Source organism: Streptomyces sp. SCUT-3, from assembly GCF_014083985.1.
Classification (GTDB): domain Bacteria; phylum Actinomycetota; class Actinomycetes; order Streptomycetales; family Streptomycetaceae; genus Streptomyces_H; species Streptomyces_H thermolineatus.
Genome location: NZ_CP046907.1, coordinates 2,735,752 through 2,753,805 on the forward strand (window position 1 = coordinate 2,735,752; position 18,054 = coordinate 2,753,805).

15 protein-coding genes and 1 pseudogene are annotated in these 18,054 nt (G+C 74.9%); 1 reads left to right on the top strand and 15 read right to left on the bottom strand.

Annotated features, from left to right (window positions below; genetic code table 11):
* Positions 1-63 precede the first annotated feature (63 nt).
* From GQS52_RS27730 to GQS52_RS12125, 14 genes and pseudogenes are all read right to left on the bottom strand, one after another.
* Positions 64-2,307, bottom strand: coding sequence for an FtsK/SpoIIIE domain-containing protein (locus tag GQS52_RS27730; RefSeq protein WP_259370728.1), 2,244 nt, complete (start codon positions 2,305-2,307; stop codon positions 64-66).
* A gap of 204 nt (positions 2,308-2,511) precedes the next feature.
* The gene (locus GQS52_RS12065; protein WP_182313448.1) at positions 2,512-4,371 is read right to left on the bottom strand and encodes a hypothetical protein; all 1,860 of its coding nucleotides are present in this window, start codon (positions 4,369-4,371) and stop codon (positions 2,512-2,514) included.
* The gene (locus GQS52_RS12070; protein WP_182313450.1) at positions 4,368-5,033 is read right to left on the bottom strand and encodes a sigma factor; all 666 of its coding nucleotides are present in this window, start codon (positions 5,031-5,033) and stop codon (positions 4,368-4,370) included. Before GQS52_RS12070 ends, GQS52_RS12065 begins: the two co-directional genes overlap by 4 nt.
* 281 nt (positions 5,034-5,314) lie before the next feature.
* Positions 5,315-5,923 (bottom strand): hypothetical protein, encoded by a 609-nt coding sequence (locus GQS52_RS12075; RefSeq protein ID WP_182313452.1) that lies wholly within the window; start codon positions 5,921-5,923, stop codon positions 5,315-5,317.
* Positions 5,924-5,939: 16 nt separating this feature from the next.
* A complete protein-coding gene (locus GQS52_RS12080) occupies positions 5,940-6,644 on the bottom strand; it encodes a hypothetical protein (RefSeq protein ID WP_259370729.1) in 705 nt (234 codons plus the stop codon).
* Complete coding sequence (locus GQS52_RS12085) at positions 6,641-7,921, bottom strand: putative T7SS-secreted protein (protein ID WP_182313454.1); 1,281 nt, start codon at positions 7,919-7,921, stop codon at positions 6,641-6,643. Before GQS52_RS12085 ends, GQS52_RS12080 begins: the two co-directional genes overlap by 4 nt.
* A complete protein-coding gene (locus GQS52_RS12090) occupies positions 7,921-8,244 on the bottom strand; it encodes a hypothetical protein (RefSeq protein WP_182313456.1) in 324 nt (107 codons plus the stop codon). Before GQS52_RS12090 ends, GQS52_RS12085 begins: the two co-directional genes overlap by 1 nt.
* A 482-nt stretch (positions 8,245-8,726) precedes the next feature.
* Complete coding sequence (locus GQS52_RS12095) at positions 8,727-10,220, bottom strand: helix-turn-helix domain-containing protein (RefSeq protein ID WP_259370730.1); 1,494 nt, start codon at positions 10,218-10,220, stop codon at positions 8,727-8,729.
* 343 nt (positions 10,221-10,563) lie between these two features.
* Positions 10,564-11,448: pseudogene (locus GQS52_RS12100) on the bottom strand (DMT family transporter); the annotation flags it as partial.
* A gap of 164 nt (positions 11,449-11,612) precedes the next feature.
* Complete coding sequence (locus tag GQS52_RS12105) at positions 11,613-12,386, bottom strand: DUF5707 domain-containing protein (RefSeq protein ID WP_182313458.1); 774 nt, start codon at positions 12,384-12,386, stop codon at positions 11,613-11,615.
* A gap of 195 nt (positions 12,387-12,581) precedes the next feature.
* Positions 12,582-13,016, bottom strand: a complete 435-nt coding sequence (locus tag GQS52_RS27740) for a hypothetical protein (protein ID WP_259370731.1) — start codon at positions 13,014-13,016, stop codon at positions 12,582-12,584.
* A gap of 77 nt (positions 13,017-13,093) precedes the next feature.
* Positions 13,094-13,504 (bottom strand): PPOX class F420-dependent oxidoreductase, encoded by a 411-nt coding sequence (locus GQS52_RS12115; RefSeq protein ID WP_182313459.1) that lies wholly within the window; start codon positions 13,502-13,504, stop codon positions 13,094-13,096.
* A gap of 116 nt (positions 13,505-13,620) precedes the next feature.
* On the bottom strand, positions 13,621-14,652 hold the full coding sequence (sph, locus tag GQS52_RS12120; protein WP_259370732.1) for a sphingomyelin phosphodiesterase: 1,032 nt from the start codon (positions 14,650-14,652) through the stop codon (positions 13,621-13,623).
* A gap of 164 nt (positions 14,653-14,816) precedes the next feature.
* A complete protein-coding gene (locus tag GQS52_RS12125; RefSeq protein WP_182313460.1) occupies positions 14,817-16,121 on the bottom strand; it encodes an Nramp family divalent metal transporter in 1,305 nt (434 codons plus the stop codon).
* 278 nt (positions 16,122-16,399) lie between these two features.
* Here GQS52_RS12125 and GQS52_RS12130 point away from each other — a divergent pair, with 278 nt between their 5' ends.
* Positions 16,400-17,449 carry a CapA family protein gene (locus GQS52_RS12130; RefSeq protein ID WP_182313461.1) on the top strand — a complete coding sequence of 350 codons (1,050 nt, stop codon included), beginning with the start codon at positions 16,400-16,402 and terminating at the stop codon, positions 17,447-17,449.
* A 73-nt stretch (positions 17,450-17,522) separates the two neighbouring features.
* Here GQS52_RS12130 and GQS52_RS12135 read toward each other — a convergent pair whose 3' ends face one another.
* Positions 17,523-17,945 (bottom strand): DUF3592 domain-containing protein, encoded by a 423-nt coding sequence (locus tag GQS52_RS12135; RefSeq protein WP_259370733.1) that lies wholly within the window; start codon positions 17,943-17,945, stop codon positions 17,523-17,525.
* Positions 17,946-18,054 lie beyond the last annotated feature (109 nt).

Consider the following 18,054-nt stretch of genomic DNA (forward strand, 5'->3'; position numbering starts at 1 on the left):
CGATGGATACCAGGCCCGGTACGAACTCCTGCACGTCGCGCGCGAGGGTGGCGAACTCGTCGATTACCAGCAGCAGCCGGGGCAGCGCGGGCAGCAGCGGGTTGCGGCGGCGCATGGCCCGGTACTCCGCGTGGTCCTTGGCGCCCGCGTCCGCCAGGAGCCTTTCGCGGCGCACCAGTTCGGCGCCGAGCGAGGACAGCGCCCGCTCACCAGGTGGCTGTCCAGGTCGGTGACCATGCCGAGGACGTGCGGCAGCCGCACGCACTCCCGGAACGCGCTGCCGCCCTTGTAGTCGACCAGGACGAAGGTCATCTCGTCCGGCCGGTTCACCGCCGCCAGCGACGCCACCAGGCTCTGCAGCAGCTCCGACTTGCCCGCGCCGGTGGTGCCCGCCACCAGGGCGTGCGGGCCGTCCTTTACCAGGTCGAAGACGACCGGCCCGGTGTAGCCGACGCCGAGCAGCGCGGTGGAGGCGGGCCGCTGCTCCCAGCGGTGCACCAGGTCCGCGGCGGTGGGCGGCTCCAGCTCCAGCAGCCGCAGCAGGTTCGCCCGGTCCGGCAGGCCGTCGGAGCCGTCCGGGGTGATGTCGCGCACGGGCGCCAGCGCCCGCGCCACCCGCTCGCACCAGTCGGCGTCCACCAGGTCGGGGCGGATGCCCGGCAGGTCGGCGCTGCGGCTGCGGCGGAGCGTCAGCTCGCGCGCCCCGACCGCGCACACCGAGGCGCACTCCTCGGGGAGCATCCGCTCCTCCTGGTCCACGCAGATCAGGAAGACCCGGACCGCCGGGCCCTCCTTCAGCACCTGCACCACGCCCGGCACGTCGCGCAGCCGCCGGGCGCCGTCCAGCACGACCACCAGGTCCGGCTCGGTGAGCAGGGCGCCGCTCATCGCCGCCTGCTTGGCGCGGGCCCGCGACCGCACGGCCGACACCAGCTCCTGGACCCGGTTGGCCACCGTCTCCGGGTCGTTGCCCAGGGTCACCGCCGGGCCGCCGGGACGCTCGGCGGCGACGCCGCCGTGACCGGGGCGGGCGTGCGGGAGCCAGCGCACCCACTCCCAGGCGGACGCGCCCGCCGGATCGGTCAGCACCGTGATCCGCACCTCGCGCGGGCTGTGCAGGACCGCCGTCTGCGCCACCATCCAGGCGGCGAGGGCGCGGGCGGCGGCCTGCTCGCCCGCGATGCCGACCACGCCGTCCCCGGCCAGGTCCACGCCCACCGGCATGTCGGGAACGGTCCACTGCACGGAGCGGTGGTTGTCCTCGCGGGAGGAGTCGTCCACGGTCAGCAGCGACGCCTGGCCCACCGTGCCGATGCGCAGCGCCAGGTGGTCGGGGTGGGCGCGGGTGCGTTCCCACAGCCGGGCGCCGGGGCCGACCGCCCACAGCCCGGCCGCGGCCGGGTCGGGGCCGCCCGCCACGCGCAGCCGGCGCTCCCGGTCCACCTTGTCCCGCACGTCCTGCTCCAGCGCGCCGCGGCGGGCCCGGTAGGCGGCGACGGCCTCGGTGAACTCCTTCTCGGCGGCCCGGCGGCCGGTGACGTGGTTGGCGACGGCCAGGAACGGGCTGAAGAAGGCGAACATCAAGAAGAAGTACGACTTCAGGACGATCACCATGCCGACGCCGAAGAACATCGGCGCCAGCACGACGAGCAGCGGGATCGGCCGCTTCGCGGGCGGCGCGGGCGGCGACGGCAGGACGAAGCGCTCCGGCGTCAGCGGGGGAACGATCCGGGGCGGCCGGTTGAAGTCCAGGTACGCGCCGTCGGCGGAGGGCGCGACGGCGGCGTCCGCCTCGGTCGGCTCGGTCACCCGCAGCAGGAACTCGCCCAGGGTCAGCTGCGCGCCGAGGGGCCACTCGCGCCAGCCCCCGGGCAGCGGCTCGTACGCCTCCTCGGCGGGGTCGGGCAGCTCCGGCGGCGGCGGGGGCGGCAGCGGCACGGCGTCCGCGCGGGGGCGATCCGGCGGGGGCTGCGGCTCGGACAGCGCGGCCCTGGCGTTCCCGGTCGCGGTGCCGGTGTGCACGAGCACGGTGCCGTCCGGGCGGACGGCGACCCGGATCCCGTCGGCGGGCACGTCGCGGCCGTCCAGCGGCACGGCGCTGCCCGGCAGCGGGCCCACGCCGTGCGTGCCCGGGGCCAGCGTCCACACCCGGCCGGCCCCGGGGCCGCCGACGACGTGCAGCTCGACCCCGGCGCCGCGCGGCAGGCGCTCGCCGTCCGGGGTCCGCGACGGCGGTGCCAGCCGGCCGCGGGCGGGCCCGTACCGGGCCGGCTCGGCGGGGGCCGGGCCGCCGAGCCCGAGGCGCACGCCGTCGCGCACCCGGCCGCCGCCAGCGGCAGCGCGGGGTCCACTTCGCGGCCGTCGACGAACAGCGCGGGCGGCTCGGCGCCCGCGGTCCCGGCCAGCCGCCCGGCCAGCGCCCGACGGAGGTGCCGGGGGCGGCGTCGACCAGCACGTCGCGGCCGGGAGCGGCCGGGTCGGTGCCCGGCCGGCTGATGCTGAGGAAGAGTCTCACGGGTGGCGCTCGCTCCGTTCGGGCTGTGCAGAGACCCCGCTGCCGGCGGGGGAGGGGGCGGGCTCGGGCTCGTCGAAGTCGCCGGCGCCTCCGGCGCCTCCGGCGCCAGTACCGGCCCGCGGCCCGGCGCCGACGGCGGCGCCCGACGCGGGCGGGGGCGGCGCCTGCCCGTGGCCGGGCTCGTGGCCGGGCTCGTCACCGGGCTCGTGGCCGACGGCGGGTACGGCTCCGGACCCGCCGTCCCGTGCGGCCGGCACCCTGCCCGCGGGCGGCGCCTGCTCCGCCACCGGGCCGTTTCCGGCGGCGGGGGCCGGTCCGGGCTCCGCGAGGGCCGCCGGTCCGTCCGCGGGCGTCCGGCCGGTGGCGGCGGAAGTTTCGGCGGGGGCTTCGGCAGGGGATCCGGCGGTGCCGGTGCGCGCGGCCGGCGCCACGTCCCGGGCTGCCTTCGCGTGCGGCGCCTGCTGCGGTCCCCGGCCGCTGCCCGCGGGCGGGACGGGCTCGGGCTCGACGAGGTCGGCCGCCGGTGCTTCGCGTGCGGGCCTGCCGTCTCCGGCACCCGGTGCGCGGCCGGTGGCCGGGGCAGGTTCGGTGAGGTCGGGCGAGGTCCGCAAGGGCGGCAGGGCCTGCGGGGTCTGCGGGGTCTGCGGAGTCCGGTCCCGGTCCGGTGTGCGGGCGGGGTCCGTGGCCGCGGTGCCGGCCGACGCCGGGGACGCGGCCGGTTCCGGGGCGGCCGCGGTGCCCGCCGGAGCCGCGGTGCCGGCCGACGGCCGGGGCGGCCGGGGCGGCTGCGGGGGCCGGCGGCCGCCACGGGCGGCGGCGCGCAGCGCGCGGGCGACGGCGCGGCTCAAGGCCGCCGCCTCGACGTCGGCGCCCAGCTCGGGGGCCAGCAGCCGGCCGTCCGCCTCCACGTGCAGCGCCCATGCGGACCCCGGCAGGGCCGCGCCGCCCGCGAGCACGCGTGCCGCGCCCCGCTCGGCCAGTGCGCACAGCCGCGCCGCGTCCGCGGCGTCCGGCGCCCAGCACACGAGGACCGGCGGCTCGAAGCCGCCGTCCGCCGCGCCCGGTTGTTCCAGTCGTTCCAGCCGTTCCAGCAGTTCCGGCAGCGGGCGCCCGGCGAAGCGGGCGTGGACGCCGCCGGCCACCAGGACCTGCGGCCCCTCCGGCAGGGCGTCCAGTTGCGCCGTGAGCGCCTGGAGCACGCTGCGGGCCGCCGGGCCGTCGCCCTCGACGGTGACCACGGGCGGACCGGCGCACCAGTCGGCCACGACCACGCCGCCGCTGCCGTGCCGGTCCACGCCCAGGACCAGCGGCAGCCGCTGCCCGGCCTCCGCCTCCGCCTCCGCCTCCGTCTCCGGGATCCCGCCTGCGACGGAGCCGTCCTTGCCCAGCGGCGCGGCCCAGGTCCACGGTCCCGTGGCCTCGGCAGCGCTCCACGGCGCCGGCGGCGCCGGGACGTCGCGCCCGGCGAGCAGGACCCGTACCCGGTCCCGGGCCGGGGTGAGGGACACCGCGACCGCCCGGCACGGCCCGGCGGCGTCACGGTCGGCGCGGTCCAGCGCGTCCGCCGCGGTGGACCGCGCGTCCGGTGCGGCCAGGAACGCCGTCAGCGTCCTCGTCCTGCGCCGGTCGCGCCGCATCGTCCGCCACGGCCGGGTCACCGCGCGGCCGGTCGTCCGCGCCTCCCAGCGCGCCCGGCGCATCGCGCGCCGCAGGCCGCCCTGGCGGCGCACCACCCGCCCGCACCACCACAGCAGCGCGACGACGGCGACGAGCAGGCCGACCAGGATGATCCACGAGGTGCGGTCCGGCATCGGCAGCGCGGCGAGCGGGACCGTGCCCGCCTCCCGGCCCGTCACGCGCAGTCCCGGTCGTACCGGGCGGCGGCGCGCCGGGCCTCCCGCAGCGCGTGGTGCAGACGGGACTTGACGGTGCCGAGCGGGATCGCCAGCGCCCGGGCGGTGTCGGGTCCTGGGGACCCGAGCAGGTACGTGTACACCAGAACCTCACGGTGACGGCGGGACAGTGGGGTGAGCAGCGCGACGACCTCCGCGCGGTCGGCGACCCGGGCGGGGTCGTCGACCGGCTCGGCCGGATCGGGCGCGGGGGAGGCGAGCAGGGCGGGGCGGACGCTGTCACGACGGCTCCAGTCGATGACGACGTTCCGCGCAACGGTGAACAGCCAGGCGAGGGAGGGTTCCTGAGGATCCGCACGGGCGGCCTTGGCGGCGGCTCCGGCGGCGGCGGTGTCCTCTGCGGCCCCGGTGGCGGCCCCGGCGGTGGCCGGCGGGGGACGCCCGGCGTCCCGCCCGGCGTCGCGGCGGGCGGCGTCGCGCGCGGCCTGCCAGGCCCGCAGCAGGGTCTCCTGCACCACGTCCTCCGCGCGCTGCGGGTCACCCGGCAGCAGGCTCAGGACGTAGCGCAGGAGAGGCCCCCGGCGGGCCCTGACGGCCGCGGCGAACCGTTCGTCCGATAAGAGTGCTCTCGCCTGGTCGGGCGCGGGAGTTGCCCAGAAGTCCATGGTGCGGTGATCCCCGGGGAGTTCGGCGCGGCAGGATCCCGTACCGGCTCCCGGTACATCGATGGTCCTGCCACGGATTCCGTAGCCTAGCCCCGATCTTCCGTGATCGGTCGTCGGCCTCGGTGGATGGCCGATTCACCGTCGCGGCTTGCGTGGCAACGCAGTTGGCCCGGCCGCCGCACCGGGCGGGCGCCGGGGCCCACGGTCCCGGCCGGCGGCTCCTGCGCCCGCCGGGGCGGGCCGTCGCCGGGACCGCGCCCGGCGGGCCGCTGCCCGGCGGGTCAGATCCGGGGGACGACGTACTGCTTCAGTCCGGCCCTTCCCGCCTTCCCGGCGCGCTCCTCCCCGGCGTTCCGGCGCTCCGCGTCCGTCTCCTTCCACTCCGAGGGCTGCATGAACAGCAGCACTTCGGAGCCCGGTACGACGGCCGCGCCCCCGAACAGTTCGTCACCGGCGAACCAGATGCCGTTCTCGATCCCCTCGGGCCAGCCGGAGCCGTCCGACAGGCGCTTCGCCCGCATGATGCGGGCGCCGCCGCCCTCCCCGCCGAGGCGCAGGTACAGCGTCAGCGGCCTCTGCTCGTGCACCTTCCCGACCGGGGCCCGGAACTCGAGGGGGTAGGTGCGGAACACCCGCGCGCACCTCCGGGCCGACGAGATCCGGCCGTAGAGGAGGAACGCCACGGACAGCAGGCCGATGAAGCCCGCGATGCTCAGGGGGAGCAGGTAGTCGATCTTCGTGACGATCGCCGAGAGGAACAGGGGGAGGAGGACCACGGCGAACTTCGCGAAGCGCTTGAGCGCCACGGCGTAGTGCCGTCTCAGGACCCCCTGGACGTCCGTCCCGTCGGTCGCGGTCGGCATCTGCGGGATCTTCGGCACCGTGCTCATTCCTCCTTCTCGGCGGTCACCCGAACGGGCTCCGCGTCTCCTCCGCGCCGGAACCGGAGGCCCCCGGCCCGGAACCGTGCCGCGCCGCCGCGGCCGGGTCGGTGAACGTCACCGTACGGGCGACTCCGAGCAGGACGCCACGGTAGTCGTCGGCGAGATCCACCGACGCGGTCACCAACTGCACGACCACGGCGGACGAGGAGGCGGTGTCCGGTATGGCCACCGTTCCCTGCCACACCGTCCCCTGCCGGGGCCCCTCCTGGCCCTCGGGAGGAGCGCCGGGGGCCGTCGTCTTCCGTACCTGCTCCATCAGGAAGCCCGTTCCGGCGGGGAGTTCGACGGGCAGGACGCCGCCGTCCGGTCCGGTCCCGGCGCCTTGGGCCAGCATCCTGGCGAGTACGGCCTTGGGGTTGACCCCCGGCATCGGGACGCTGGAGACCGTCAGGACGGACAGTGCGGGGGTGCCGTTGTCGTCGGGGTGCATGCCGAGTGCCCATCCCAGCACGTGCTGCCGCTGCAGCATCGTGACGACCACGGCGTAGAGGCGGAACACCTGGTCGGCCCGGTCGCGGGCCTCCTCGGGGAGTTCTGCGACCTGCCGGGCCACCTCTTCGAGCCCTTCGGGCGTCGGGTGGAGGTCCAGGCGGCGGTATCCGTGGGGGATTCCGTACCAGAAGGCCGGTTCCGGCTCGGCCACTGCGGCGCCGAACACGTCGTTCACAGTCGTATGCCCCTCACGAGTTCGGCGACGTCGGTGGTGATCTCGCCGAACGCGCCGGGTGCGCCGCGCCCGGCGGCCACCGCCTTGGTGGCCTCGGCGGAGTCGTGCCCGATGCCCTCGTCCGGTATGACCTTGAGGGTCTCCAGGGACGACGCCGTGTTCGCGGCCACGTTGATGCCGTTGAAGGCGTAGTCGATGTTCTTGGCGCTGGTGGCGACGTCGAGGGCCTTGAACGAGAAGGCCGGGACGATCTCGCCGGTGAAGGCGCTCGCCTTGGCGCCGAGCGACATGGCCTCCCCGCCCTCGCGGGCGATCGCCGCGGCGAGGCCCGCCTCGCTGCCCGCCCTGGCGAGGGCGCCCACCCCCGGCACCATGCCGAGGGTGTCGCCGCCGACGGAGGCCCACGCGGTCAGGCCCTCCTTCCAGCCGTACTTGCCCATCAGCGAGTCCCTGAAGTCCTCGCTGGCGAGGTTCTTGCCCAGGGAGGCGGCGCTGGCGACGACGGCGATTCCGGCGAACAGCGGTGCCAGCGGCGTGGGGAGGAGGGCCAGCAGACCGGCGACGGCACCGATGGTCCCGGCGTGGTCCAGCAGGAACTTGCCGGCCGCGGCAAGCCCCTCGCCGATGGCGTCGAGTGTCTTGCCGAACCATCCCGGCTCCTTGGGAGCCAGTTTGTCGTCGGCCTCGTCGAGTTTTTTGGCGACGGCGTCGGACAGGTTGCCGTGCTCGTCCTCCAGCTCGCGTGCCTTGGCGATGACGTCGTCGTAGGCCGTGTTGGCCTTGTTGAGGCTGGTGGTGGCCTCCCCCAGGGCGCGCTCGGCCGCCCTGAGGCGTTCCGTCGCGGCGTCGGCCTCCTCCTGCGTGGGGAATTCCTTGTTGGCGAGCTTGAGGTCCGGGTGCCGTGCGGCCTCGTCGTACCGCTTCTCGGCCTTCTCGGCGGCGGCCTTCTTCTCGGCCGCGGCGTCGTCGTACTTCTTTGCCAGGTCCCGGTTGGACGACAGGTCGCCGTGCCAGTCGCCCAGCGCCTTGGCGGCCTTCTCCAGGGAGCGCGCGGCGTTCTTCATGAACAGCGGGAGGTCGCCGTCGAGGGCGTCGCGGAAGGCGTCGGCGGCGTCGCCCTCCCAGTAGGTGCTCTCGCCGAGCAGCTTCTCGACCTGCTGGTGGGAGTTGCGCAGCGCGGTCGCCGCCGCGTTCACCTTGGTGTGCAGGGCGGAGACTTCCTCCGGTATCCCGGGCACCGGGTTCCAGCCGAGGTGGGTGTACGGGTTGGCGGCCATCAGTTCTTCCCACCGCCCGAGGCCGATGCGTTCTCCACCTTTTTGAGGGCGTCGGCGAGGTTCTTCTCGAACTCCGCGTAGCTCTTCTTGTTCTCCTTCACGCCCTCGCTGATGGCGCTGATCATTTCCTTCATCTGCTCGGACCCGTGGCTCCACCTCTCCTGGAAGGTGTCACAGGCCTTGTCCAGACGGGCCGTCCCGATCTGGTCGGAGCGCACGTGCGAGAGCGCCTTGCGCGCCTCGTCCAGGTCTTTCACGGATTGCTGCAACATCGACACGAACTTGTCCAGTTGGTCGATGTCGGTCTTGAAGCCGTCCCCCACGAAGTGAACCTCTCGACAGCGGCGGGTCAAACGGAACTGCGGCACGCGGGACGCGGGAGGGGACTCCTTCCTGCGGCGCTGCCGCCACGGCAGCCTAGCCCCGAACCTCCGTTGCAGATCAGCCGGTTCGCGGCGGCTGTACGGCGGGGCCTCCGGGCCGGCCCGGGGCGGCCGCGGCAGGGCCGCGGAGAACGGCGCGGCCGGTCCGTCGGGAAGGTGCCCCCGCGGCTCCCCCGTGGTCGCGGAGACGCTCTTCCCGACGGACCGGCCGAGTCCGTGCACAAGGACGTTAAACGGGGGCGGGCGGGTGAAGCGAGGTTCTCTTCGCACAGCACGGGGGCTTGCGGGTTTCTCCCTGCACAGCCTCGGTACGGAGCCGCCGCTGTGAAGAGAGGGAAGGAAGTGGCGGCGCTCTGCTGGACGGGACGGGACGGAGCAGGGCGGGGCGTAGTGGGACGGGGACGGGGTGGGGCGCCGTCGGCTCAGAGCTCTCCCAGCGACCGCATCGCCAACCACAGTTCGTACTTCGCGCTCGGCGCGTGGAGCAGGGAGCGCCCGAGCAGCTCCTCGGCCCTGATCAGGCGTTTGCGGACGCCGGGTAGCGAGAGGCCGAGCGAGTCGGCCGTCGCGGGGACCCTGGCGTCGGCGCGCAGCCAGGCCCGTACGGTGCCGGCGGCGTCACCGAGCGGGTCGACCTGGGTGCGGGCCCAGGTCCGGGCTGCGGGGGCGGCGAGGAGCGCGGGCAGACCGGCGGGCCGGTCCGGGTCGCCGGAGCGCTGGGGCCCCTGTGGGTCCTGCGGTCCCGGCAGGGGGTTCCGGTGGTGCGCCGGCCGGTGCGTGCGCAGCCGCAGGGCGAGCCAGGCGGCCGACTGGTCGGCCAGGCTCGTGGTGAGGTCCAGCCCCAGCAGTCCTTCGATCAGCCGCAGGCGGGCGGCGAGCGTGTTGCGGTGGACCTTCAGGTGCCGGCTCGCCGCAGTGCCGAAGCTCAGCCACGAGCCGAGCGTTCCGATCAGTTCCTCCGCGCCGGGGCCGGCCCGCCGTGCCGGCTCGTAGGACAGGCACGGCTGCAGCACGTGCTGCGCCCATCGGGCGCCTTCGGGACCGAGCAGAGGGGCGGGGTCGGTGTGGCGGCGGAACCGGGCCAGGCGGTCCGGCGCGCCGCGCGCCGTCGCCAGCGTGTGGAAGGCCTGCTCGTAGCCGAGCGGCGTCTCCCCGAGCGTCACCTCGCCGCTCACTCCGATCCGGCACTCGGGGACCTGCTCGGCGATCTCCACCTCCAGGCCGCCGAGGCCGGACGGGACGATCGCGATGAGGTGGTGCGGGCGCACCGGGCACTTGACGATCCACGCCCGGCCGGCCGCCGTCCGCGTCAACCGCTCGGCGATCGCGGACCGGCGGCGCTCCGGGCACTCCACGACGTACACCCGCGCGGGGTTGGGGAGCCGGGGGCCCATCGCCCCCGCGATGCGGTGCGCCGCGGCGACGCTGCCGTTCATCAGCAGGTGCAGCACCGCCTCCCGGCTGTGCGCCTCCACCAGCTCCGTGCGGCGCCGGGCCCGCTCGGACTCCTCCAGCCTCCAGCACAGGTCGAGCACGCGCGCGGCGTCGGCGAGCAGCGTGCCGTGCCGGTGGCTGTCGCGGCCGTCGAGGGCCAGGTACGGGCCGTGGCCCAGTGCCACGACGTGCACGGTGCGCGCCCCGGACCCGCCCGCGACGCCCGACGGCACCCCCCGCCGGTGCAGGTCCTCGACTGCGGCCACGGCTTCGGGCCCGGGGCGGCCCGGCGACGCGGCGATCACCGTGCCGTCGCCCGCCACCAGCGCCACGGTGCCGCCGGTGCGCCGCCCGAGCCAGTCCAGGACGGTCCGCACCGCTTTGCGCCGGCCCGCCAGCAGCACGAGCGCCTGCAGGTCCTCGGCGCGCGTCGTACCGGCCGGGGACTCCCCGGTCATCCGACGGATCTCCGCGGTGCGCATCTCATGGACGAAACCGTAGTGCTCTCCTCCGACACCGCAGGGGCACTGCGCCGCGACACGGACGGGCCGCGGCGGAACCGCGCCGCACGGCCCCGGGCCGAGGGCTTCGCGGACGGCCGGCCCCGGTCCCCGGCGGGGCCTACGAGGGTCCGGTGCCGGCCGTGCCGCCCGCCGCCGAAGGCGCGGCGGCCGGGATTGCGGAGGCTTCCCGGGTTGCGGGGGCTTCCGGGGTTGCGGGGGCTTCCGGGGCGACGGCGGCTCCCGGGGTTGCGGGGGCGGTCCGGGCCGTAGGAGGAGCCCCCTGTGCGGCGGGGGGTGCCTGCGCGGGTGAAGGGGCCGGGGCGGCCGTGCGGCGTCCCCACTCCGTGCCGGCCAGCACCAGCACCATGCCCGCCAGTCCGGCCGCGCCCGGACGGTCGCCGGCCAGCGCGACGCCGAAGACGGCCGCCCACAAAGGCTCCGTCCCCAGCAGCAGGCTCACCCGTGACGGCGAGGTCCGCCGCACCGCCCACATCTGCACGAGGAAGGCGAAGAGGGTGCAGAACACGGACAGGTAGAGCAGGTTCAGCCACTGCTCCGCCCCGTACTCCCCCGCCAGTTCCACCGGCGACTTCCCCGTGAACGGTGCCAGCAGCGCGAACACCGCCGTCGCGGAGGCGAGCTGCACCCACGTCAGGGCGAGCGGGTCCGCCCTGCGCAGCGCACGGCGGCGGTGCATCACCAGCACGTGCGCGGTCCGCACCACCGCCGCCCCCAGCATCAGCAGGTCGCCCGCGGACGGCGCGGTGAAGCCGCCGCCCCAGGTCAGGAGCACCACGCCCAGCACCGACAGCACGGCCGCCGCCGTGAACGCGCGCGGCAGCGGCGTCCGCGACACGAGGCTCTCCGCGAGCGGCGTGAACACCATGGTCAGGCTGATGATCAGGCCCGCGTTGGTGGCCGAGGTGTGGACGACCCCGTACGTCTCGAGGAGGAAGACCACCGCGAGGACCGTCCCGAGCAGTGCGCCGCCGCGCAGCTCGGCCGCGCCGAGCCGGCGCAGCGCACGCCGCACCGCGAGGCCGAACAGTGGCAGGACGACGCCGAAGCGCAGCACCAGCATGCCCGCCACGGAGTCCTCCGTGGCCAGGTTCTTGGCGGCGAGGTAGCTCGACCCCCACACCACGGCCACGAGGAGGACGGGCAGGTCGCCGGCCAGGCCGGCGGCGGTTCGGGAACGGGTGCGCACGGGTGGTCTCCCCGACTCGTCGGAACGCGGGGTCGTGTACGGCTGCGGACAGACCCGGGAAGCGGCGCACGCGTCCTGCCGCGTGCGCCGCGTCATCCTCCCCCCGGGCGGCCGCCACGGGCAACGGCGGTCCGCGCCGGCGGCCGTGCGTCGTCCGGTCGGGGTTACTGGACGTCGACGTAGTCGCCGGTGGCCCTGACCGCCGGGGTGGTGGAGGTGCCGGCGAAGTTCCAGCGCCAGTAGCCGTCCGCGGACGCCGTGACCGTGGTCCTCAGCGCACCGCCGGAGCCGGTGTACACCGTCTTGACGGTGCTGTACGTGTCGGTGCCCGCCTTGCGGAACTGCAGCTTGACCGGCTGGTTGGTGTAGCCCGCGTACACCTGGGTGTCCCAGTTGGCACGGGTCAGGTTGCCGCTGACGGTCAGGGTCGCGCCCTTCTTCACCGGCTCGGGCGAGGCGTTGGCCGTCAGCTTGGAGTACCGCTGGAGCCGGGTGGTCGTGCGGGCCTCCTGGAAGGCGTAGCCGTCGCCCTCGGCCCAGGCCCAGACGCTGACCTTCCACGTCCCGGCGTCGCTGTTCTGCAGCCAGCGGTACTGGTCGAGGGTGACGGTCAGCGAGCAGGTGGCCGCGGTGTCGCCGGCGGGGACGCAGTCGGCGAGGTCCTGGTCCGGGAGGATGACGGCGTCGGGGTTCGCCCAGTCGGTGCCGCGCCACAGTTCGACGCGGGCGTCGTGGATGCCCGTCGGGTCGGTGGCGGTCACCGAGACCGTGACCGTCTCGGGCGTGGTGGCGTCGGCCACGATGTTCTTGCCGCCGTTGATCACGACATCGGTGATCCGGATGTCGCCGCGTACCTCGTCCGCGTGCGCGGCCGGGGCTGCGAGGCCGCCCAGCGCGGCGACGGCGGTGAGTGCGGCGAAGGTTGCGCGTGTGCGCATCTGTCCCTCTCGTGGAGTGTGGAGGCACCCGCCGGGCGGACGGTACGTACGACGGACGGCGCGGCGGGCGCACTGCAGGATGCCCGGGGAACGGGCCCCGGGCGGGCCGGATGTGCGCGGCAGGGCGTGCCTTTGCACCCCGGTGGCGTCGGATTCTGCCACGGCGCCCCGACAGTGCGGCTCCCCCGCGGCCGCTCAGGCGGGGAGGAGGACCGGCCACCACGGGGGGATGTTGCTCGGGGGGCAGAGCCCGGAGTCCCCGGGGTAGCCGTCCAGGGTTCCCCGCGTCGCGAAGTACCACCAGCACAGGAGCGCCGTCGCGGCGACCACCAGCAGCGCCGTCACGCAGACCCGCAGGGCGGTCGGCACGCGGCGGGTGAGCAGCCGGCCGGCGGCACCGGCGGCGAGCGCGCACAGGACGCCGGCGAGGACGATCACCGGCAGGGTGGCGTTGAGTTCGAACTTCCCCCCGGCGTCGAACCCGGCGTCGCAGTACGCGCGTGCCGTGACGGTCAGGTACCAGGTGCCGAGGGCCGCGGCCGCCCCGAAGAGCGCGGTGGCGGTCGGGGCGACGGCCGCGGCGACGGTCCGTGGGGTCCGTGCGCGCGGCTCCGGTACGTCCTGGTCCATGACCGTCGAGGACGCCGGGAGCACGGGCGGCGGTTGCACGGACCGCGCTCCCGTACTCCGGGACCGGTACCCGGATTTCAGCCGCCGACGCTCCCCAGGACCCGCCGGGGGGTGATGCGGAGCACCATGCGGACGTGCTCCGGCGGGAGTTGCAGGTACTCCTCGCCCGCGCCGGGGCCCTCGTACTTCTCCGCGAGCCGGACGGCCAGTTCGCGCCCGGCGTCCTCGGTCACGGTGGTCGTGCCGCGGATCTCGGCGTAGCGGTCCGGGTTCCGCGGGTCGTACACGGTCAGGCTCGCCCGGGGGTCGCGGCGGAGGTTCTTCTCCTTGCGCCTGCCTGCGGCCGTGGAGATCAGCACGTCGTCCCCGTCCCGGCCGACCCAGACCACCGAGGTCTGCGGGCCCCCGTCGGGGTTCACGGTGGCGAGGACGGCCGGGTGGGCGGCGTCCAGAAGGTCTCGCACGGCATCGTTCAACAGGACTGTCATGGAAGGAAGTTATCCGGGGCGGGCGGCGCCGCGCCGCCGTTTCCCCCGCCCCGCCCGCTCTGCCCGCGCTGCCGGACCCGCCCGCCCCGCCGCGGTCGGCGGGACGGGCGGGCGGGTCAGACGTCGCCGGCGACGACCGGGTAGTGGTCGGAGAGGTTGGTGTAGGTGTACTGCTTGCCGCCGCTGGTGACGGTCCAGGGCGCGCTCTGCTCCTTGATCACGTCGTTGCGCCAGGCGGCCGGGCGGGCGTGGCCGTTGCGCAGCAGGACGTAATCGAGGTCCTCGCGGGGGTAGCCCGGGTAGCGGTCGGCGGCGACGGAGTTGTCCTGGGTGTCGAACGAGTAGGGGTGGCCGGTGCGGGCGTCGGGGGCTGCGAGGTCCCCGTTCGCGAGCATCGAGGCGTACTCGGGGGTGCGGGAGTCGACGTTCAGGTCGCCCGCCACGATCACCTGCTCGCCGGCCGGGATCGCCTTGGCGTCGAGGAAGGCGTCGATCGCGCGCAGCTGCTTGCCGCGGACGGATTCGGCCTCTCCGGCGGAGCAGGCGGTGTCGGTGGACTGCAGGTGGGTGCCGACCACGTGCACCCGGGCGCCGCCGACGTCGAGGACGGCGTAGGCGAAGCCCTTGTTGGAGAACCAGTCCGAGCCGCAGGCGTCCTTGAAGACGTGCTGCTCCTTGCGGAGGATCGGCCACTTGCTGAGCACCGTGACGCCGCCGTCCTCCGGGGTGAGGGAGGAGTAGGAGCCGCCGGTGGCGTCCCAGCCGCTCTTGCTGCGGCCCACGACCGGGGTCCGGTACGGGTAGCGGTCGGCCGTGGCGGCCATGAGCGCGTCGGAGGAGGAGTTGTCGAACGCCTCCTGGAGGACGACGACGTCGTTGCCGTTCATGAAGCCGGCGGCGGCGATCTCCTGCGCCCGGTGGTCCTGGCCCCAGTTGGGGTAGAGGTTCTTGCTGAACAGGAAGACGTTGTAGCTGAGGACCTTCAGCTGCGGGGCGGTGGCCTGGGCGGCGGCGGTCCGTGCGGTGCTGCCCGGTGCGGTGCTGCCCGGCGCGGCTGCGGCCTGCGGGACGCCGGTGGCGATGACGGCGGCGGCCAGCGCGGTGGCGGCGGCCGCGCCGCGGGTGCGGCGGAGCATGGAGTGCGGCACTGCGTCTCCCTGCGGTGTAGGGGGCTGGAACGTTCGGCACGCACATCGAACCAGCTCTTACTACTGTCAGGTAACTACCGTGCAGAGCAAAGGTTTACCCGGGAAGGCGGGGCGCGGGTGCCTCCACGGGCCCCTGTGCCCCGACGCGCCCGGGGCCGTCCCCGTCACCAGGGCAGTTCGCGCACCTGCTGAACGCACAGCACCAGGAAGAGCAGCCCGGCGGCGGCGAGCATCGCGTTGCTCAGGGCCCCGTTGCGCCACTCCCTCGGCGTGCGCGAGGAGTTGAGCAGCCACACCAGGGTGAGGGCGAGGAACGGCATGAAGAACGCGCCGAGGACGCCGTACGCGATCACCAGGCCGAACGGCTTGTCCAGGAAGAGCAGGGCGATCGGTGGGAAGGTCAGCCACAGCAGGTAGGCGCGGAAGGCCGGGGAGCTCTCCCGCCTTCCCGCGGAGACCTCCACGGCGGGCGCGTCGGCCGTGCCGGTGCGCTCGTGGCGCAGCCGTTCCACGAAGTCGGCGAACATCAGGCTCACTCCGTGCCACACGCCGATCAGCGAGGAGAAGGACGTCGCGAAGAAGCCGACGAGGAAGAGTTTCGCGGTGACCGCGCCGAACCGCTCCTCCAGGACCGTGTTCAGGTCGAGCAGGCCCCTGTCCCCCTCGGCCAGCGCGATGTTGGCGGAGTGCAGCAGTTCGGCGCCCACGACGAGCATGGCGACGACGAAGACGCCGGTGGTGAGGTAGGCGACGCGGTTGTCCAGGCGCATCACCTTCATCCAGCCCGCGTCGGTCCAGCCCTTGGCGTTCACCCAGTAGCCGTAGGCGGCCATGGTGATGGTGCCGCCCACGCCGCCGACGATGCCGAGGGTGTAGAGGAGCGACCCGTCGGGCAGCACCGGCACCAGTCCGGAGAAGGACGCTCCGACGTCGGGGCCGACGCGCACGGCCACGTACACCACGACCACGAACATCACGCCGATCAGGACGGTCATGACCTTCTCGAAGACGGCGTACCGGTTGAACCACACGAAGACGAGCCCGACGAGGCCGCTGACGACCGCCCACCCCTTGAGCGGCAGCACGTCCGGGAACAGCGCGACCAGCGGCAGCGCGCTGGAGGACATCGCGGTCGCCCCGTACACGAAGCCCCAGACGACGACGTAGACCGCGAAGTAGACGGTGGTCCAGCGGCCGAGGCTGCGCCAGCCGTCGAAGAGGGTGCGGCCGGTGGCGAGGTGCCAGCGCCCCACGGCCTCCGCGAGGGAGATCTTCACGATGCACCCGACGACCGCGGCCCACATCAGGGTGTGGCCGAACTTGCTGCCCGCGACCAGGGTCGCCACGAGGTCCCCGGCCCCCACGCCCGTCGCCGCGACGACGATGCCCGGGCCGATGTGCCTCCACTTCGCCCCGCGCGGCGCGGTGTCCGCCGCCCGTTCCTCCGTGCCCCGCGTCACCTCGGTCATCCGCGACCGCCCTTCTCGTTCCCGTGTCCGTCCGTGTCCGTCCGTGTCCGCGCACGTGCCTCCGAGTGGTGCACGTCACCAAATCGGGCGCGGCGTGTTCGCGCAAGAGGGCCGTGCGCGGACGCGCGCCTCGGCGGTCGGGGGTTGCCGGGGGCGGCGGACGGGCCGAGCCTGGTGGGAGGGGCAGGCCGGCGGCCGGGGCCCGGAGCCGGGGCAGTGCGGGAGACGGCGACGGGAGGCGACGGCAGCAGGAGGCGGCGACGGGAGGCGGCCGGAGGATGACGATCACACTGGCCCTGGCGGGCGACACCATGCTGGGGCGCGGCGTCGCCGAGGAGCTGGCCGCGGCACCCGTCCCGGGAACCCTGTTCTCCGAGGAGGTCAGGGAGATCCTCGACGGGAGCGACCTGTTCGTGCTCAACCTGGAGTGCTGCGTGTCCGACCGCGGGGCGCGTTGGCCGGACCCGGGAAAGCCCTTCTTCTTCCGGGCGCCGCCGATCGCCGCGACGGTCCTCGCGGAGCTGGGCGTGGACTGCGTGACCCTCGCCAACAACCACGCCCTGGACTTCGGCGCCGACGCACTGGCCGACACCCTCGTGAACCTGGAGGCGGCCGGCGTCCGCGCGGTGGGCGCCGGGAGGGACCTGTATGCGGCCCGCGAGTTCGCCGTGGTCGGGGCGGACGGTCTGCGGCTGGCGGTCGTCGGCGTCACCGACCACCCGGAGGACTTCGCGGCCGGGCCCGGCCGTCCGGGCGTGGCCCTGGCCGACCTCGACCGGGGCGTTCCCGGCTGGTTGACCGACGTGGTGGGCCGGGCGGCCGCGTCGTCCGACGCCGTGCTGGTCACCCCGCACTGGGGCCCCAACATGACCTCCCGCCCGCCGCCCCACGTGCTGCGGGCCGCCCCGGAGCTGCTGGAGGCGGGGGCGACGCTGGTCGCAGGGCACTCCTCGCACGTCTTCCACGGGGTGGCCCACCGCATCGTGTACGACATGGGCGACTTCGTGGACGACTACGCCGTCCATCCCCGGCTCCGCAACGACCTGGGGCTGCTGTTCCTGGTGACGCTGGACGGCCCCGACCGGCACGGCACCGACGGCCCCGGCCCGGACAGGCCCGGCTCCGAGGGCGCGGGGCGCGCGGAGGGTCCGGGGTCCTGGGCCCCGGTACGCCTGGAGGCGGTGCCGCTGTTCCTGGACTACTGCCGCACCGCGGTGGCGCGGGGCGGGGAGTGGGAGTGGATCCGCGACCGGTTCACCCGCGCCTGCGCCGCGTTCGGCACAAAGGTGGCGGTGGAGGGGCACCGGCTGGTCGTGGACTGGACCTGAACGCGGCGGCACCGCGGGCGCGGGGCAACGCGGGGCGGGGCGGCGGGCGGCTCGGTCCCCGCCCCGACGGCATTCACCGGGAACGTCTCCGCGTCGCCAGCGCCACGCCCGTCCCGACCCCCGCGAGAACCAGCCCGACCCCGCCGAAGACCATCGGCAGCAGCCACAGCGAGAGGAACCCGTCGATCCTCGCGTCCTCGGGGGAGTCCGCGCGGTAGAGCACCTCGACCCGCTCGCCCTTCTCGTACGCCGGCGGGTTGGAACCCGTGGAGCTCCGGAACGTCCTGTGCGTACCGTCCGCCGACGTGAACTCGACCACCGGGTACGCGCTGGGCCTGTCGTTCGTCCGGCTCCTGCGGGACGTACCGAGGTCCTCGTCCCGCCACTCCAGGGCCACGACCGTTCCCGGGGCGCGCTCCGCTTCCCTCAAGAAGGAGACCGACGCCCACGCGACGATCAGTCCGATGATCGAGAACAGCGTCCCGACCGCGATCAACCCGAACGCGACCCACCGAAAGACACCCCGACCATGTCCCTGCACCTGCACGACGCCCCCCGTCCTCCGGAACCAGGAGGACGCTATCCCAATGACGGCCGGCCCGGAC